The 17663-nt window shown below is 73.2% G+C and carries 14 protein-coding genes; 5 read left to right on the top strand and 9 right to left on the bottom strand.

Going from position 1 to position 17663, the window contains the following annotated elements; all coding sequences use genetic code 11:
* Positions 1-248 precede the first annotated feature (248 nt).
* The gene (locus tag ACIRR8_RS00800) at positions 249-983 is read left to right on the top strand and encodes an ABC transporter permease (protein ID WP_404057512.1); all 735 of its coding nucleotides are present in this window, start codon (positions 249-251) and stop codon (positions 981-983) included.
* A 20-nt stretch (positions 984-1003) separates the two neighbouring features.
* Here ACIRR8_RS00800 and ACIRR8_RS00795 read toward each other — a convergent pair whose 3' ends face one another.
* Together ACIRR8_RS00795 and ACIRR8_RS00790 are read right to left on the bottom strand one after the other, a co-directional pair.
* Positions 1004-1666, bottom strand: a complete 663-nt coding sequence (locus ACIRR8_RS00795) for an HAD-IA family hydrolase (protein WP_404057510.1) — start codon at positions 1664-1666, stop codon at positions 1004-1006.
* Positions 1667-1832: 166 nt separating this feature from the next.
* The gene (locus ACIRR8_RS00790; protein ID WP_404057508.1) at positions 1833-2957 is read right to left on the bottom strand and encodes a peptidoglycan-binding domain-containing protein; all 1125 of its coding nucleotides are present in this window, start codon (positions 2955-2957) and stop codon (positions 1833-1835) included.
* A 184-nt stretch (positions 2958-3141) separates the two neighbouring features.
* On the opposite strand from ACIRR8_RS00790, the gene ACIRR8_RS00785 reads away from it, so the two are divergent.
* Complete coding sequence (locus ACIRR8_RS00785) at positions 3142-5232, top strand: DHA2 family efflux MFS transporter permease subunit (RefSeq protein ID WP_404057506.1); 2091 nt, start codon at positions 3142-3144, stop codon at positions 5230-5232.
* A 59-nt stretch (positions 5233-5291) separates the two neighbouring features.
* Here ACIRR8_RS00785 and ACIRR8_RS00780 read toward each other — a convergent pair whose 3' ends face one another.
* Positions 5292-5780, bottom strand: a complete 489-nt coding sequence (locus tag ACIRR8_RS00780; protein WP_404057504.1) for a GNAT family N-acetyltransferase — start codon at positions 5778-5780, stop codon at positions 5292-5294.
* A 61-nt stretch (positions 5781-5841) separates the two neighbouring features.
* Here ACIRR8_RS00780 and ACIRR8_RS00775 point away from each other — a divergent pair, with 61 nt between their 5' ends.
* Both ACIRR8_RS00775 and ACIRR8_RS00770 read left to right on the top strand, forming a co-directional pair.
* Positions 5842-6981, top strand: a complete 1140-nt coding sequence (locus ACIRR8_RS00775; RefSeq protein ID WP_404057502.1) for a serpin family protein — start codon at positions 5842-5844, stop codon at positions 6979-6981.
* Between the two features lie 131 nt (positions 6982-7112).
* Positions 7113-9203 (top strand): bifunctional glycosyltransferase 87/phosphatase PAP2 family protein, encoded by a 2091-nt coding sequence (locus ACIRR8_RS00770; protein WP_404057500.1) that lies wholly within the window; start codon positions 7113-7115, stop codon positions 9201-9203.
* On the opposite strand, the gene ACIRR8_RS00765 is transcribed toward ACIRR8_RS00770, so the two are convergent.
* Positions 9173-10432 (bottom strand): cytochrome P450, encoded by a 1260-nt coding sequence (locus ACIRR8_RS00765; RefSeq protein ID WP_404057498.1) that lies wholly within the window; start codon positions 10430-10432, stop codon positions 9173-9175. The genes ACIRR8_RS00770 and ACIRR8_RS00765 overlap by 31 nt on opposite strands.
* Before the next feature lie 316 nt (positions 10433-10748).
* Between ACIRR8_RS00765 and ACIRR8_RS00760 the strand changes: the two genes are divergently transcribed.
* The gene (locus ACIRR8_RS00760) at positions 10749-11927 is read left to right on the top strand and encodes a steroid 3-ketoacyl-CoA thiolase (protein WP_404057496.1); all 1179 of its coding nucleotides are present in this window, start codon (positions 10749-10751) and stop codon (positions 11925-11927) included.
* Between the two features lie 39 nt (positions 11928-11966).
* On the opposite strand, the gene ACIRR8_RS00755 is transcribed toward ACIRR8_RS00760, so the two are convergent.
* From ACIRR8_RS00755 to ACIRR8_RS00735, 5 genes are read right to left on the bottom strand one after another with little or no spacing between them, the layout of a single operon-like run.
* A complete protein-coding gene (locus ACIRR8_RS00755; protein WP_404057494.1) occupies positions 11967-12797 on the bottom strand; it encodes an ECF transporter S component in 831 nt (276 codons plus the stop codon).
* A complete protein-coding gene (locus ACIRR8_RS00750; protein WP_404057492.1) occupies positions 12797-14500 on the bottom strand; it encodes an ABC transporter ATP-binding protein in 1704 nt (567 codons plus the stop codon). The genes ACIRR8_RS00755 and ACIRR8_RS00750 overlap by 1 nt, the downstream gene beginning before the upstream one ends.
* Positions 14497-15672, bottom strand: a complete 1176-nt coding sequence (locus ACIRR8_RS00745; protein WP_404057490.1) for an energy-coupling factor transporter transmembrane component T — start codon at positions 15670-15672, stop codon at positions 14497-14499. Before ACIRR8_RS00745 ends, ACIRR8_RS00750 begins: the two co-directional genes overlap by 4 nt.
* A complete protein-coding gene (locus ACIRR8_RS00740) occupies positions 15669-16361 on the bottom strand; it encodes an SCO2322 family protein (protein WP_404057488.1) in 693 nt (230 codons plus the stop codon). The genes ACIRR8_RS00745 and ACIRR8_RS00740 overlap by 4 nt, the downstream gene beginning before the upstream one ends.
* Positions 16358-17626, bottom strand: coding sequence for a prenyltransferase/squalene oxidase repeat-containing protein (locus ACIRR8_RS00735; protein ID WP_404057486.1), 1269 nt, complete (start codon positions 17624-17626; stop codon positions 16358-16360). Before ACIRR8_RS00735 ends, ACIRR8_RS00740 begins: the two co-directional genes overlap by 4 nt.
* Positions 17627-17663: the final 37 nt, after the last annotated feature.

Genomic DNA, 17663 nt, shown 5'->3' with positions numbered 1-17663 from the left:
CCAGCGTGGCGGCGCCAGGTTTCCTGGGGGTGGGCGTCAGGTAACAGGGTGACGACATGTGCACGTCACATCAAGAGGTGTGACGGGGCGTGTGGGAGTGAACCGACCGACCGGTGCGTGAAGGGAGTTGCGCGGCCGGAGGTGTTCCTGGGTGCGGAGCGGTGCGGGGCCGTGTGGGGAGGTGCTGTGCGGGGCGGGGCCGTTCCGTGGACGGCGGGAGGAGCGCCCGGCGGTTCTATCGTTGGCTCGTGCTGCTACCGGTCACGCCGGCCCTCGGGGTCGTCCTCGTCGTCCTGTTGGTGCTCGCCGCCGCTGCCTCCGCGTGGGCCCGGCTGGGGCGGTCGCGCGAGATCCTGGTGGCCGGAGTGCGGGCCGCGGCCCAACTCGCCGTGGTCTCCCTGCTGATCGGCTGGGTGGCCCAGCGGCTGGGACCGCTGCTCGGGTTCCTGGTGCTGATGTTCGCCGTGGCCGCCTGGACGGCGGGGCGCCGCATCACCCGCAACCGCACCTGGTGGTGGGCGGCCGTGCCGATCGGGGCGGGGGCGCTGCCGGTGGTCGGGCTGCTGCTGGCCACGGGGCTGGTGCCGGTCCGGGGCCTGGCGCTCATCCCGGTGGCGGGCATCCTCATCGGAGGGGCGCTCACCGCGACCGTGCTCGGCGGGCGGCGTGCGCTGGACGAACTCACCACCCGCCACGGGGAGGTGGAGGCGGGCCTGGCGCTCGGGCTGCTCGACCGGGACGCGCGGCTGGAGATCGTCCGGCCCGCCGCGTCGGACGCGCTGCTGCCGGGTCTCGACCAGACGCGGACGGTGGGGCTCGTCACGTTGCCGGGGGCGTTCGTGGGCATGCTGCTGGGCGGCGCCTCACCGGTGGACGCGGGCGCCGTGCAGCTCTTCGTCCTGGTGGCGTTGATGGCGGTGCAGGTGGTGGCCGTCGCGGTGGTGCTGGAGCTGGTCGCGCGCGGGTGGCTGCACCGGGGGTGAGCGCCGGTGCCCGTCGGTGCTCAGGCGGCGCTGATGTGCAGGCGGATCGTGCCGTCGCCGGCCGCCTCCACCCGGATCTGCGTCAGATCCTCGACGTGCGCGTCCGGCGCCAGGGCCGCGGCGCGCGGGCCGACGCCCACGACCCGCATGCCGGCCGCGCGGCCCGCCGCGATGCCCGCCTCGGAGTCCTCGAACACGATGCAGTCCGCCGCGCCGAACCCCAGCTCCGCCGCGCCCTTGAGGAAGCCCTCCGGGTCCGGCTTGCTGGCGCCGACCTGCTCGGCGGTGACCCGGACGGCGGGCATCGGCAGTGCGGCCGCGCCCATCCGGGCCGTCGCGAGCGCGCTGTCGGCCGAGGTCACCAGGGCGTGCGGGAGGCCGGCGATCGCGGCCATGAACGCGGCGGCGCCACCGATCGGGACCACGCCGTCGACATCGGCGGTCTCCTCGGCGAGCATCACGCGGTTGTCCGCGTAGTTCTCCTCGACCGGGCGGTCCGGGAGCAGGACGGCCATCGTGGCGTACCCCTGGCGGCCGTGGACCACCTTGAGGGCGGCCTCGGGGTCCAGTCCGTGCTTGACCGCCCACCGGCGCCAGCAGCGCTCGACGACCGCGTCGGAGTTCACGAGGGTGCCGTCCATGTCCAGCAGGAGGGCGCTTGCGGTGAGGACGGTGGCCGACATCGGCTGGCTCCAGAGCGCGGGGGGTTGGTCGTGCGGTACAAGAGCAGCCCCGCCCGCCGGTCAGGGAGTGCGGGCGGGAGCTACTTTGTTCCACGAACATACAAAAACCTGGGCCGGAAAGCCAATCCCGCCGGTCCGCCAGGCCCGGCAAACCCCGCGTCGCCGCTCAGCCGCGCCCGCGCCCGCTCGTCTCCGCCTCCAGCGCGCTCCGGGTGTTCGGCCCGTACACACCGGCCGGATCGCCTGCGATCGCCTTGTACGACTGGTAGATCAGTACGGCGTGCTCCACCCGGTCGTTGAAGTTCCCGTCCGCGTCGCCGTGGTAGAGCCACACCTCCTGGAGCCGGTTCTGCAACACGGCCACCTGGGGGCCCTGGTCGCCGCGCCGCAGCGAGGAAGGGGCCACCTCGGCCGGCGGCGCGTCGGTCGGCGGAGCCACCTCACGGGTCGCAGAGGTGGACGGCGCGTCGGGCGAGGGCGTCGCCGGAGCGGAGGCGGTCGCGCTCGGCTCGGCGCTCTCCGAGGCGGCGGGCGAGGCGGAGGGGGACGCGGAGGCGGAGGCCGACGGGGTGGCCGAGGGCGATGCCGTACGGGACGGAGCGGCCGAGGCGGAAGGGGACGGGGCCGGGGCGACGGAGGCGGCGGGTTCGTCCGCGGTGTCCGGGGCGCTCGTGGTCGCCTCCGGCAGCGCTTCGCTCCGGCCCTCGTCCCGGTCGAAGAGCCCGCCGGCGAAGGCCGCCGTTCCTACCACCGCCGCCACGGCCGCGCCTACGGCGAGGGCCGCGAAGGGGCGCCCGCGGCGCGGCTGCACAGGGTCGGGGGTTTCCAGGGGTGCGGTGGTGCGGACGCCCGAGGTCGTGCCGAAGGCGGGTCCCGTACCGAAGGCCGGTCCGGCACCGGAGCCCGTACCGAAGGCGGAGCCCGCACCCACCCCCGTACGGAAGTCCGGGCCGGCTCCCGGTCCCGCACCCGCCCTCGTACGGGAATCCACCCCGCCGCCCAGATGCAGCGGCATGGTCGTCGCGGCATCACCCGAAGCGACCCGCGCCAGCCCCGCCGAGGCGTCCCCGCCCTCCGGCCCCGTGCCCTCTCCCAGCGTCACGTACGGCCTGATCCGCAGCGGGTCGAAGTCCTCCGCCGCCGCCATCTCCGCCGAACGGGCGGCGCGCAGCTCTTCCCCGGTGAGCGGTGGCGCGCCCGTGTCCGTACCGCACCGGCAGGGCACCCGGTGCTCCGTGCCGGGCTCGCCTGCCGTCCGTCTGCCGCACTCCGGGCACGCGTGTCCGGTCATCGTGGGTCCCCTCCCCTTGAACTGCCTGCGATTATGCAGCCCGCCCCGGCGAACCCCAATGCCCCACCGGCCCACGACGGGCCACGGGCGGTGCCCGACAGGCCATAACAGGGCGGAACGGCCAGGATGGGGGTGTAGTGGATCAGCGGAGTGCAGTGGATCGCAGCGGATCGAGGAGACGCCCATGGCCCAGCAGCTGAGCCCGCCCGTGGTCCCCGGCGAGGGACAGTCCCGCCGGACCGTGCTGGTGGCGATCGGTGCGCTGCTCCTCGGCATGCTGCTCGCGGCACTCGATCAGACCATCGTCTCCACCGCGCTGCCCACGATCGTCAGCGAACTCGGCGGCCTGGACCACCTCTCCTGGGTGGTCACCGCCTATCTGCTGGCGGCGACCGCCGCGACCCCGCTCTGGGGCAAGCTCGGCGACCAGTACGGCCGCAAGAAGCTCTTCCAGACCGCGATCGTCATCTTCCTGATCGGCTCCGCCCTCTGCGGCATGGCCCAGAACATGCCCCAGCTCATCGGCTTCCGCGCCCTCCAAGGGCTCGGCGGCGGCGGGCTCATGGTGCTCTCGATGGCGATCGTCGGAGACCTCGTCACCCCGCGCGAACGCGGCAAGTACCAGGGCCTCTTCGGTGCCGTCTTCGGGGCGACGAGCGTGCTCGGACCGCTGCTCGGCGGGTTCTTCACCCAGCACCTCAGCTGGCGCTGGGTCTTCTACGTCAACCTGCCGATCGGCGTGGTCGCGCTGCTCGTCATCGCGGCCGTGCTGCACATCCCGGTCCGCCGCGAGAAGCACACTATCGACTACCTCGGCACCTTCCTCATCGCCTCCGTCGCCACCTGCCTGATCCTCGTGGCGTCCCTCGGCGGCACCACCTGGGCCTGGGCATCGGCCCAGATCATCGTGCTGGCCGTGCTCGCCGTGGTACTGCTGATCGCGTTCGTCGCCGTGGAGCGACGGGCGGCGGAACCGGTGCTGCCGCTGAAGCTCTTCCGGATCAGGACCTTCAGCCTCGTCGCCGTCATCAGCTTCGTCATCGGTTTCGCGATGTTCGGCGCGATGACCTACCTGCCCACCTTCCTCCAGGTGGTCCACGGCATCACGCCGACCATGTCCGGTGTGCACATGCTGCCGATGGTCCTCGGCCTGCTGCTCACCTCGACCGCCTCCGGCCAGATCGTCAGCCGTACCGGCCGCTGGAAGGTGTTCCCGCTCGCGGGCACCGCCCTCACCGCCGCCGGCCTCCTGCTCCTGCACCGCCTCACCCCGGACAGCTCGACCTGGGACATGAGCCTCTGCTTCTTCGTCTTCGGCGCCGGGCTGGGCCTGGTCATGCAGGTGCTCGTCCTCGTCGTGCAGAACGCCGTCTCCTACCAGGACCTCGGCGTCGCCACCTCCGGCGCGACCTTCTTCCGCTCCATCGGCGCCTCGTTCGGCGTGGCCATCTTCGGCACCCTCTTCACCAACCGGCTCACCGGCCAGCTCGACAGCGCCCTCGCGGGCCGGTCCGTGCCGCCGGGCGCCGACGCCGAACGGCTGGCGGCCGACCCCCGGGCCATCCAGATGCTCCCGGCCGACCTGCGCCCCACGATCCTGGAGGCGTACTCCACGTCCATCACGGACGTCTTCCTGTACGCGGCACCCGTCGTCCTCATCGCCTTCGTGCTGGCCTGGTTCCTGCGGGAGGACAAGCTCCGGGGCTCGGTGACCGCTCCCGACACCAGCCAGACCCTCGCCTCCAACCCGGTGGAGCGCTCCTCGTACGACGAGTGCGCCCGCGCACTCTCGGTGCTCGCGACCCGGGAGGGGCGCCGGGAGATCTACGAGAAGATCACCGCGCGCGCCGGGTACGACCTGCTGCCCGCCGCCAGCTGGCTGCTGCTGCGGATCAAGCGGCACGGCACGGTCGAGCCCGCGCGGCTCGCGGAGGTGGCGCCCGTACCGCTCCGGGTGATCACCGAGGCGGCCCGGCAGGTGGAGGGGCGTGGACTGGCCCGCCGTGAGGGGCTCCAGATGATCCTCACCGACGCGGGTGCCGAGGCCGTGGTGCGGCTCTCGCAGGCCCGGGAGGAGTCCCTCGCGGAGCTGCTGGGCGACTGGTGGGGGCCGGACCGGCCCACCGACCTGGTCAAGCTGGTGGCCGAGCTGACGGCGGAGGTCAGCGGATCGAGCAAGGAGCGCCCGCACATGCCGGCACCGCCGCGCGACCACGCGGCGGACCGGCACCACGACATCGACCACCGGGACCGCCGGGACGACCACGGGCCCTGACCGGCCACCGGCCCGTGCCGGCGCCCGCGAGGACAGGGCCCTCACCGCTCCTGCGGACCTCACAGCTCCTTGGCGAACCAGACCTCCGCGTACGGGTTGCGCCGGTGGAAGGCCGGCACCTCCGCGTAGCCGTGCTTCGCGTACAGGCCGCGCGCCTCGACCAGGTCGAGACGGGTGTCCAGCCGGAGCAGCCGTACGCCGAGCGCCCGCGCCTCCTCCTCGATCGCGGCCAGCAGCAGCCCGCCGCCACCCGTCGACCGGAACGACGGGCGTACGTACACCCGCGTCAGCTCCGCTGAACCCGGCACGGCCTCCTCCGTCAGCACCAGCCCCGCGCAGCTCGCCGCCTCGCCCTCGTGGCGCCCCACGACGAACTGACCGGTCGGCGGCAGCAGCAGGTCCGCGCCGTCGTCGGCCAGTCCCTCGGCCATCTCCGCGTCGGTGGCGGGCCGCTGCCAGTAGCGGCTCGCCACCTCGTCGTAGTAGTCGCGGCGCAGCGCGGTGGCGTCGGCGGAGTCGAAGCGTTCGGCGGTCACGGTCCAGGTCATGTGGGGCATTCTTGCTCCCGCACGGCCGAAGGACGACGTGATTTATGTGCAGGGGGCACCAGTGAACCGACCGACCGCCGACGCCGACGCCGACGCCACGACGCGGGCCCGGGCCGTCCGCCATCTCGCCGACCGCTGGATACGGGACGCGCTCGCCACCGGGAAGCCGGCGAACGGTGACAGCTTCGTCTGCTCGCCCGCCGGGCTGTGGCTGGCGCTCGCCGCCGTGGCCGCCGGAGCGCGCGGAGAGACCGCCCGGGAGCTGCGGGCGCTGCTCGGTACGGCGGACCGGGAGGCGGCACCCGCCGTGACGGCGGCGGCCCGCGAGCTGGCGCTGACCGGTGCGCTGGAGGTGGCGACCCGGGTGTGGAGCCGGGTGCCGGTACGGGAGGCGTACCGCGAGGCGCTGCCGGACGTCCGGTTCGACGACGCGATGGACCCGGCCGCCGCCGACGCCTGGGTACGGGAGGCCACCGGCGAGCTGATCGAGCGGCTGCCCCTGCAGATCACCGACGAGACCCTGCTCGCCCTGGTCAACGTCCTGGCGCTGAAGGCCCGCTGGGAGAAGCCGTTCGAGGGCCGGCTGACCCGGGACCTGCCGTTCACCGACGCGTCCGGCAGGACCCGCCCGGTGCCGACCATGACGAAGGGCGTGCCGCTCGCCGACGTGTGGACGGTGGACGGCACGTACGTCGTCGAACTGCGCTGCACCTCGGACGCTTCCGGCGGTGGAGCCCGGGTCAGGTTCGTCCTCGGCGAGCCGGGCGCGGGCGCCGGCCAGGTGCTGCCGGCCGGCTGGGCGGACCGGAGCACCGGGGTCCGGCCGGAGGCGGACCTGGTGGCCATCGCGTTGCCGCGCCTCACCCTCCGTACCCGCATCGCCGTCACCGCACAGCTGCCCGCGCTCGGCGTCCGGCTGGCCACCTCCGACGCGGCCGACTTCTCCGGTCTCTCGCCTCAGCCGCTCACCCTCTCCGACGTGGTCCAGGAGGCCGTGCTGAAGGTCGCAGAGGAAGGTGTGGAGGCCGCGGCGGTGACCGTGGTCGCGATGCGGGCCGGCAGCGCGGCCCCGCCGCCGCAGCGGCTCCTGCGCCTCGCCTTCGACCGCCCGTTCGGCATCGTCGTGCTGCCCGCCGGTACCGACGTGCCGCTCTTCGCCGCCTGGCAGGCGGACACACCGTCCGGCCCGGCGCACACCTGATCGTCTTTCCGCACAGAGATTCTCCGGACCGAAGGATGATGACAGTCAGGCAAAGAGGGGGTTGATTGTGTCTACCTCGTAGGGCAATGCGAGGCTTCATCCGGCGCTGCCCCGAGTCGAAGGGGCGGGGCATGGAACGGCGGGAGGGGCGGCGCAGCGTGGCGAACGCGGAACACAGTGTGCGCGGTGGCGCGGCGGCGGACGCGGTGACGAGTACGGGGACGAGGACCGGGCTGACCCGGGCCGTGCTCTGGCTGGTCGTCGCCGTGCTGGCGGTACGGCAGATGGCGGTGGTGCTGCGGCAGCCCCCCGGCGAACGGCTCACCGATCTGGAGACCTGGATCGGCGAGAACGGTGTCCTGCGGGTGACGGGCTCGCTGTACGACAGCGGCCGGTTCACCGGCACGCCGTTCGCCGGTCTGGTGCTGAAGCCGCTCACCGCGTCGGCCGAGGCGGCCCTCGGCATCGCCTGGACCTTCGGCACCCTGCTCCTGGTGGCCGCCCTCGGCGTCGTCGCCGCGCGTGCTCTGCCCGCACCGGTCGGCCGGCGTACCGCGCTGCTCGCCGTGCCCGTCGCGATCACCCTGCTCATGCTGTCGCTGCCGGTCCGCAACACCCTCCACCTCGGCCAGACCAGCATCCTGCCGGTCCTCCTGGTCCTGCTGGCCTGTTTCGCCGTCCGGGACCACCGGCTGCGAGGCGTCCTCGTCGGCCTCGCCGCCGCCCTGCAGCCGACGCTCCTCCTCTTCGCCGCCCTCCTCTGGCTGACCGGGAAGCGGCGGGCCGCTGCCGTCTCGCTCGCCACCTTCGCCTTCTGCACGGCCGCCGCCTGGGCCGCGGTGCCGGAGGACTCGTGGACGTACTGGGTGCACCACGTCGCGGGCACCGGCCTCGGTGAGTGGCCGGACAGCCTGGCCAACCAGTCGCTGCACGGCGTGCTGCTCCGGCTCGGCTTCGAGGGACCGGCCGAGATCGCGCTGTTCCTCGTGCTCGCGGCCGCGGTCACCGTCGTCGGCGTGCGCCGCGCGGTCCGCTACGCGCAGGACGGCCAACTGCTCCTCGCCGTCGCCGTGACCGGATGCGTGGTCGTGGCCGTCTCGCCGACCGCCTGGCAGCACCAGCTCCTCTGGGTGCTCCTCGCCGTCGTCGGCCGGGTCGGCAAGCGTGCCTCCGACCGGCTGGTCTGGCCCGCCGTCGTGGTGCTCGTCCTCACGCTCCCCGGCAAGATGCTCCTCCCGAACGTCGGCCCGCTCACCTTCGTACGGGACAACGGCCTGCTCCTGGTGGCGCTCGCCGCGGCCTGCGCCGCGCCGTTCCTGCCGCGCACCTCGCCGTACTGGCAGCGGCCCGTCCCCACCGACCACGCGAAGCCGGTCGCCGCGCGGTGGAGACGCGTTCCGCTCCTGCCGTTCTGGCGCCGGGCGCTCCACCGCCCGAACCTGCTGCTGGAGCTCCTGCTCATCCGCGTCGTCTACTCCGCGTACGCACAGGTCCGCCTCGCCGCCACCGCCGGCCGTCCGGTCGCCGAGGAGCACGGCCGGCAGATCCACGCCATCGAGCAGTGGCTGCACATCGACATCGAGCTCTGGGTCAACCACACGGTCGTGGAGATCACCTGGCTGCGGGAGTTCTTCGACTACTACTACTCGACCTTCCACTTCATCATCCCGCTGGCCATCCTCGGCGTGCTGTACGCGCGCCGCCCCACCGACTACCGCTGGGCCCGCTCCTCCATCGGCTTCGCCACGCTGCTGGCGCTCGTCGGCTTCTGGCTCTACCCGCTGGCCCCGCCGCGCCTCATGCCGGGCCTCGGCTTCATCGACACCATCCACGGCGTCCAGGACTTCGCGAAGCCCGACTACGGCACGCTGACCACCCTCACCAACCAGTACGCGGCGATGCCGTCGCTGCACTTCGGCTGGTCGCTGTGGTGCGGCGTGGTCATCGCGATTCTGGCCCCGAAGGTGTGGATGAAGGCGCTCGGTCTGCTCCACCCGCTCTTCACCATCGCCGCGATCGTGGCGACCGCCAACCACTGGGTGCTGGACGCGGCCGGCGGGGCGCTGGTCGTCTTCGCGGGTTTCGGGCTGACGTATCTGCTGGCGGGCCCACGGAAGTTGGCGACCGAGGAGGAGCCGCCGACGACGGAGCCCGCTCCCGGAACCGGGAGCGCCGAGGCCGGCGGCCGGAGTCAGGAACCGGCGGTGGACGTACGCACCTGAAGCTGCTTGATCCCGTTGAGCCAGGCCGACCGCAGCCGCCGCGGATCCTCCAGCAGCCGCAGATCGGGCAGCACGTCCGCGATGGCGTTGAAGATCAGGTCGATCTCCATCACGGCCAGCGACTTGCCGAGGCAGAAGTGCGGGCCACCGCCACCGAAGCCCAGGTGCGGGTTGGGGTCGCGGGTGATGTCGAACGTTTCCGGGGAGTCGAAGACCTCGGGGTCGTTGTTGGCCGAGGAGTAGAACAGCCCGACCCGCTCGCCCTCCCGGATGCGTTGGCCGCCGAGCTCCAGATCCTGCGTGGCGGTCCGCTGGAAGGAGACCACCGGCGTCGCCCAGCGCACGATCTCCTCGGCGGTCGTCTTCGGGCGCTCCCTCTTGTACAGCTCCCACTGCTCGGGGTGGGTGAGGAAGGCGTGCATGCCGTGGCTGATCGCGTTGCGGGTGGTCTCGTTGCCGGCCACCGCGAGCAGGATCACGAAGAACCCGAACTCGTCGGAGGACAGGTTCCCTTCGCCCTCCGCCGCGACCAGCTGGCTCACGATGTCCTGCGCCGGGCACTCCTTGCGGGCCGCCGCCAGGTTCATCGAGTACGCCACGATCTCCATCGCGGCCTCGGCGCCGACCTCCTCGGTGATCGCGTACTCCGGATCGTCGTACGCGGCCATCTTGTTGGACCAGTCGAAGATCTTGGACCGGTCCTCCTGCGGTACGCCGATGAGTTCGGCGATCGCCTGGAGCGGCAGCTCCACCGCGATGTTCGTGACGAAGTCGAACGACCCGTCGGCTCCGGCCGCCGCCGCGTGGGCGGTCTCCACGATCGACCGGGCGCGTGCGCGCAGCGCCTGCTCCAGCGAGCGCACGGCTCGCGGGGTGAAGCCGCGCTGGACGATCTGGCGGACCCGGGTGTGTTCCGGCGGGTCCATGTTGAGCATGATGAGTTTCTGGACCTCGATCTGGTCGCGGCTGATGGTCTCGTTGAAGCGGATGACCGCGGTGTTGGTGTTCGAGGAGAACAACTCGGGATGCGTGGAAACGTACTTGACGTCCGCGTGCCGGGTGACGACCCAGTACCCCTCGTCGCCGAAGCCGGAGATGTTGGCCGGCTGCGTGCACCACCAGACCGGCGCGGTCTGCCGCATCAGCGCGAACTCCGGGTGCGGGACGCGGGATTGGAGGAGGTCGGGATCGGTGAAGTCGAACCCTTCGGGCAGATGGGGGCAGCGCATGGGCACCTCTCCACTCCGGATCCGGCGGTGAACCGTCGGACGATCAGCGCAGTCTGACGCTCCATCAGAATCTGCCCGCAAGGTAGTAACGAGTTCTACAAGTCGCAAGGGTCCTGGCCGGATCCGTTCCCCGCGGCCGCCGTCCGCAGTCGCCGGCCTGGTGCGGGGGCGCGCGAAAGGGGGGTACGCGGCCGGTGCGCGCCCCTTGCGCAGCCAGGCCGCCGTCACGAGACTGCTTGCAGAACTAGAACGCGTACTAGTTCCTTCCGTGGGCGCCGGGACGCCCCCGACGGAAGCGCGAGGAGAGGACGAGCTCATGGCCGCGGAACCCGTCATCGTCGAAGCCGTACGCACCCCGATCGGCAAGCGTGGAGGCGCGCTCGCCAATCTGCACCCCGCCTACCTGCTGGGCGAGACCTACCGTGAACTTCTCGGCCGCACCGGCATCCAGGCCGACTGCGTCGAACAGATCGTCGGCGGCACCGTCACCCACGCTGGTGAGCAGTCCATGAACCCGGCCCGCAACGCCTGGCTGGCCGTGGGACTGCCGTACGAGACCGCCGCGACCACCGTGGACTGCCAGTGCGGCTCCTCGCAGCAGGCGGCGCACATGGTCGCCAACATGGTGGCCGCCGGGGTCATCGACGTCGGTATCAGCTGCGGCGTGGAGGCGATGTCGCGAGTGCCGCTGGGCAGCGGCTCCAAACACGGTCCGGGCAAGCCCTGGCCCGACGAGTGGAACGTCGACCTGCCCAACCAGTTCGAGGCCGCCGAGCGCATCGCCCGCAAACGCGGCCTCACCCGTGCGCGGGTCGACGCGCTCGGCCTCCGCTCGCAGCAGCGCGCGGCCGAGGCGTGGGCCGAGGAGCGCTTCAAGCGCGAGACGTACGCCGTCCAGGTCCCGACCACCGAGGAGGAGCAGGCGGCCGGCCAGGGCATGTGGCGGCTCGTCGACCGGGACGAGGGGCTGCGCGACACCTCGATGGACGCGCTCGCCGGCCTGAAGACGGTCATGCCGAGCGCGATCCACACCGCCGGCAACTCCTCGCAGATATCCGACGGGGCCGCAGCCATCCTCTGGTCCTCCAAGCGGATGGCCCGGGCCCTGAAGCTCAAGCCCCGGGCCCGGATCGTGGCGCAGGCGCTCGTCGGCTCCGACCCGCACTTCCACCTGGACGGTCCGATCGACGCCACCCGGGCGGTGCTCGGCAAGGCGGGCATGTCGCTCAAGGACATCGACCTCGTCGAGATCAACGAGGCGTTCGCGTCGGTGGTGCTGAGCTGGGCCCAGGAGTTCGAGGCGGATCTCGACGGCCTGGAGAAGGTCAACGTCAACGGCGGCGCCATCGCGCTCGGCCACCCGGTCGGCGCGACCGGCGCCCGCCTGATCGCCACGGCCCTGCACGAACTGGAACGGCGCGACAAGGAGTTCGCGCTGATCACGATGTGCGCGGGCGGCGCGCTGGCCACGGGGACGATCATCCAGCGGCTGTAGCTGCGGAGCGCGACCTGAAGCCCAGGGGGCCGTCCACCCCTACGGCTTCTCGAACCCCACCCGCGCGTCGAACGCCGCCCGCCGGGTCGCCCGCCGCAGCGCCTTCAGCAGCGTCGGGCCGATGGTCAGCGTCAGGACCACGGTGAGCACCGCGCGCCCCAGGTCCCACCCCAGCGAGGTCGCCGCGCAGTAGGCGAGGAAGCGCACCAGGTTCTCGTGGAGCGGGTCGCCCGCGACGAACGAGATGCCCGAGCCGAGTCCCGGGATGATCGTCCACCCGTACAGATTCATGATCGTGCCGTACGCGAACGCCGCCACGGACCCGTAGACCGCGAGCATCGCCAGCTCGGCCCGCCCACGCAGCCGGTCCGCCCCGGGCAGCAGCCCCGCGCCCATCGTGAACCAGCCCATCGACAGCATCTGGAACGGCATCCACGGCCCCACCCCACCCGTGAGCAGGGCGGACGCGAACATGGTCACCGAGCCGAGCACGAACCCGAAGCCCGGACCCAGCACCCGTCCGCTCAGCACCATCAGGAAGAACATCGGCTCCAGGCCCGCAGTGCCCGCTCCGAGCGGGCGCAGCGCGGCCCCGACCGCCGCCAGCACGCCGAGCATCGCGACGGCCTTGGCGTCCATGCCGGACTCCGAGATCGTCGCCACCACCACCGCGACCAGCAGCGGCAGCAGCGCGGCGAACAGCCACGGCGCGTCCTGCGCGTGCGCCAGTCCGGACCCGGCACCGGCGAGCAGCGGCCACCCGAAGGCGACCACGCCGACCGCGCTCACCAGCACCAACGCGGCGACCGACTTCGGCCCGAGCCGCACGGGCCGGGGAGCCCGCACCCGTACCTCCTCCGCAACACTCATCACGCGCCCGCCTCCAGCGCGTGGCGCACCTGCGAGACGGTCAGCCACTCCTGCGGAGCGAGGATCTTCGCGGTCTGCGGGGCGAAGGCGGGGGAGGAGACGACCACGCGCCCGGTCGGGCCGTCCGCGACGACCTCTCCGTCGGCGAGGATCACCACCCGGTGGGCCAGCTCCGCCGCCAGCTCCACATCGTGCGTGGCCAGGACGATCGCGTGGCCCTCGGCCGCCAGCGACCGCAGGACGCCGACGAGCCGGCCCTTCGCCGCGTAGTCCAGGCCCCGGGTCGGCTCGTCCAGCAGCAACAGCGGCGGCCGGGCCGTCAGCACCAGGGCGAGGGCCAGCGCGAGCCGCTGGCCCTCGGAGAGGTCACGGGGGTGTGTGCCGTCCTCGACGCCCGGGAGCAGTTCGGTGACCAGCGCCCGGCAGGTGCCCGCGCCCGCGCCCGCGTCCCGGTCGGCGGCGGCGCACTCGGCGGCCACCGTGTCCGCGTACAGCAGATCGCGCGGCTCCTGCGGGACGAGGCCGACGCGGCGGATCATGGCGCGCGGATCGGTACGGGCCGGGGCGAGGCCGCCGACGCGTACGGAGCCGGAGGTGGGCTCGACCATGCCGACGAGCGCGCCGAGCAGCGTGGACTTCCCGGCCCCGTTACGGCCCATCAGCGCCACGGTCTCCCCGGGCGCCACGGTGAGCGTGACCCGCCGCAGCGCCTCGATCCGCCCGCGCCGCACGCCGAGGGAGTCGACCCGGGTGACGGGGTCGGCGGGACCGGGCGCTTCCTCGGCTTTCGTACGACCCAGGAGCCGCGCGATCCGCCCGGGGCGGGGACCGGGGGGTGCGGGAGGGGCCGCGACGGACACGTTCGCGGCAGGCTCGGGCGGTGCGGCCGAAGCCAGCCGTTCCCGCAGCTCACCGGCCCCGCGCCGGGCGTCCCGTACCGAGAGCGGCGGCGGGTCCCAGCCCGCCAGCAGCCCCAGCTCCGCGACCGGCGGCCGGACCGGCGAGACGGCCATGATCTCGGCCGGCGCGCCCATCACGGGGGCGGCGCCCGGCGCGGGCAGCAGGACGACCTGGTCCGCGTACTGCACCACCCGCTCCAGCCGGTGCTCGGCCATCAGCACGGTCGTCCCGAGGTCGTGGACAAGACGTTGGAGTACGGCGAGCACCTCCTCGGCCGCCGCCGGGTCCAGCGCGGAGGTCGGCTCGTCGAGTACCAGCACCTTCGGGTGCGGGGTCAGCACCGAACCGATCGCCACCCGCTGCTGCTGGCCGCCCGACAGCGTCGCGATCGGCCGGTCCCGCAGCTCGGCCAGGCCCAGCAGATCGAGCGTCTCCTCCACGCGCCGGCGCATGACGTCCGGCGCCAGGCCCAACGACTCCATGCCGTAAGCGAGTTCGTCCTCGACCGTGTCCGTGACGAAATGGGCCAGGGGGTCCTGGCCCACCGTGCCCACCAGATCGGCCAGTTCACGCGGCTTGTGCGTGCGGGTGTCGCGCCCGTCCACCGTGACCCGGCCGCTCAGCACCCCGCCCGTGAAGTGCGGCACGAGCCCCGAGACCGTCCCGAGCAACGTCGACTTTCCCACCCCCGACGGCCCGACGAGCAGCACCAACTCCCCTTCCGGGACCGCGAGATCGACGCCGGAGAGGGTGGGCCGGTCCGTTCCGTCGTACCGCACGGAGACCTGCTCGAACCTGATCACGCCTGCTCCTTGCCGCGAGGGCCGTGTTCTTCGAAGTCCCGGCCGCGCGAGGACGGCGGTACGGGGGCCACCAGCGCGGGCAGCAGCCCGACCAGCACAGCGGCAGCCGGCCAGAGCGGCAGCTCGGGCGCGGTCAGCGGGACGACGCCGGGGTGCAGTGCCTCCGGATCGACCGAGCCCGCCCAGATCATCGCGGCCGCCACCACCGCGCCCGACCCCGCCACCAGCCAGGCCCGCACCCCCCATCGGTCCGGCCGGTACCGGGTCCGCACCGAGCGCCGCCCGCCCAGCCGCAGCCCCGCCATCGCCGCGACGAGCCCCGCCAGCAGCACCGGCAGCCCGTACACGGCCCCTTGCGCGGCCAACAGCCCGTACGTGCCCGCACACACGCCGAGCAGCCCGCCGAGCGTGAGGACGTCGGTGGTGTGCCGGACGGCGGGCGGAACCTCGGCGGTACGCCCGTAACCGCGCGCGTCCATCGACGCGGCCACCGCCACCGACCGCTCCAACGCCCCCTCCAGCACCGGCAGTCCGATCTGCGCGACCGCCTTCACCCCACCGGTCGGCCGCCCCCGCAGTCGCCGCGCGGTGCGGAGCCGGACCACGTCGGCGACCATGTTCGGGGCGAACGTCATCGCGACGACGACGGCGACCCCCACCTCGTACAGCGCACCGGGCAGGGACTTCAGCAGCCGTGCCGGGTTGGCGAGCGAGTTGGCCGCGCCGACGCAGATCAGCAGAGCGGCCAGCTTCATCCCGTCGTAGAGCGAGAAGACCAGCTGCTCCGCCGTGACCCGGCCACCGATCCGCACGCCCTGCGCCCAGTCGGGCAGCGGCACTTCGGGGAGCGTGAACACGGTGTGCGTGCCGGGGATCTGCGAGCCGAGGAAGACGGAGAAGAGCAGCCGCAGCGCGATGACGAAGAGCCCGAGCTTGATGAACGCCCCGTAGGAGCGGGCCCACGGCGCGTCGGTGCGCCGGGCCGCGACCACGTAACCGGCCACGCCGACCAGCAGGCCGAGCAGCAGCGGGTTGGTGGTCCGGGAGGCGGCGGTGGCCAGCCCCAGTGCCCACAGCCACCACGCCCCGGCGGGCAGCGTGTTGGAGCGGCCCGCCTCGGGCGCGTGCAGGGCACGGCGGAGCAGCCGGGCCGTCCCCGGGGCGTACGTCATCGGCGCCGGCGGGCCTGGAACACGCCGGCGACGCCCAGCAGCAGGACGGCACCGATGCCGACGAGGAGCCCGGCGGACGGACCGCCGCTGCCGCCGTCGCCGTCGTCATCGGCCGCTGCCGCCGAGGAGGCGGGCGTAGAGGGCTTCTTGCCGCTGTCGCCCGACACCTGCTCGCCGCAGCCCGTCCTCGGATAGCCGGAGATCGCGCAGATCATCGCGCTGCTGTCGTACCGCAGCGGCTTCGCCACCGAGGCGAGCGCCTCCGCGCTGCTGGCGTCCGGTGCGACCTGGGCGCAGGCGGTGCGCAGCGCGGGCGGCTTCTCGCCGGCCGGGGCGTCCTCCGCCGTACCGGGGTCGATCACCAGCGCGACCCGCTTGGCGCCGTCCTTCGCCGGGGTGTCCGCGCAGACCGCCGCGAAGTCGGGGGCGCGGCGCGGCCGGTCGGCGTCGGCGGAGTCCTCGCTGACGGCGAACCGGAAGCCCTGGACCGTACCGTCGTCGGGGCGCACGAGGGACGGGCCCTGGGTGGCGTACGTCCAGCTCGTGCCGTCGGCCTCCCAGAAGGACCAGTAGCGGTACCCGGCCGCCTGCGCCCCGCCCGCTCCGAGCAGAACGGCGGAGGCGGCGAGGAGGAGGGCGAGAAGACCGGCGGCCGGACTCCGCAGGAGTGACGACGAGATGCGCGTCACGGCTGCTGCTTCTTCCGGCGCATGGAGAGCAGGAAGCCGATGCCGGCGCCGAAGAACAGGCCGAGGCCGACCAGCCACCACAGGCCGAGCCCGCCGTCCCCGCTCTCGGTGCCGCTGGAGGGCTGCGGACCGCTCGGCGTCGGGGACGGCAGCGCGGTCGCGGCGGGAGCCGGGCCCGTCGCGTTGAGCTGCGCGACCAGGTCGACACCGCCGAAGTCGCGGGCGTCGGCGGCGGTGGCGTGCGCGGCGAAGATCAGCTGTGCGGTCGCGGCGGGCCCGCCCTGCTCCGCCCAGGTCCTGGAGTTCTTCTCCAGCCACTCCACCGAGGAGGCGGCCTTGTCCTTGTGGCCGGAGGCGGCGAGCGCGACGACCACGTCCGCCGTGTTGCCGAAGTCGGGCTGCGGCTCGCTCTCCTCGGCGCCCGGCATCGGCGGCTGCTCCAGATAGGGGGAGGCGGCGAGGGTCGCGGCGAGGTAGTGGGCGCCGTTCTGCGCGCTCTGCTCGGCGGTGAGGCCGCCGCCCTTCGTGCAGACGGGGTCCTTCACCGCGTTGGCGTCCCCGATGGCCATGCCCTTGCCCAGCAGCCCGAGCACGGCGGCCGCCGACGCGTCGTTGTTGGCGACCAGCTCGCCCTTCTTGCCGGGCTGGTAGGCGAAGGCACCGCCGTCCTTCTTCCCGCACGGGATGGCGAGGGCCTGGAGCGCGGTGTACGGGGTGCTGCCGTCGGCGGTGGTGACCTCGCTGATCGGGATGCTCGTACGGGCGAGGGCGCCGATCACCACGGCGGTGGAGTTGGCGTCGCTCGGGCTGCCCGGGTTGTATCCCCAGCCGCCGTCCTCGTTCTGGACGGACTTCAGCCAGTCGGCCCCGTTGTCCGCGGCCTCCCGGTGCTGGCCCAGCTCCACGATGGCCTGGACGGCGGCGGCCGTGGCGTTGGTGTCCATCACGGTCGAGGCGTCGCACGGTGCGGAGGCGTCGCTCCGGTACGAGGCGAAGGCGCCGCTGTCGCACTGCTGCTCCAGCAGCCAGTCCACGGACTGCTGCGCCGGCGTGACGAACTCGATCTTCTGTGCCAGGAAGGCCAGCGACTGCCGCCACACCCCGTCGTACGTGGGGTCCGTGGTCCCGTAGAGCCCGAGCGGCAGCTGGACCGAGGGGGACGGGCTCGGTGCGGCGACCGCGACGGGGGCGACCGCGACGGGTGCGGCCGCGCCCAGCAGAACGGCGGTGGTCGCGAGCGCGGCTGCGCTGCGGCGTACGGTCATGGCGGGCTGTGCCTCTCCTGCGGGGGCCGGCTCTCCC

The sequence above is a fragment of the Streptomyces sp. NPDC101178 genome, assembly GCF_044767965.1.
Classification (GTDB): domain Bacteria; phylum Actinomycetota; class Actinomycetes; order Streptomycetales; family Streptomycetaceae; genus Streptomyces.
Note: the sequence above shows the minus strand (reverse complement) of the source record. Positions and strands in the feature narration are given on the sequence as shown.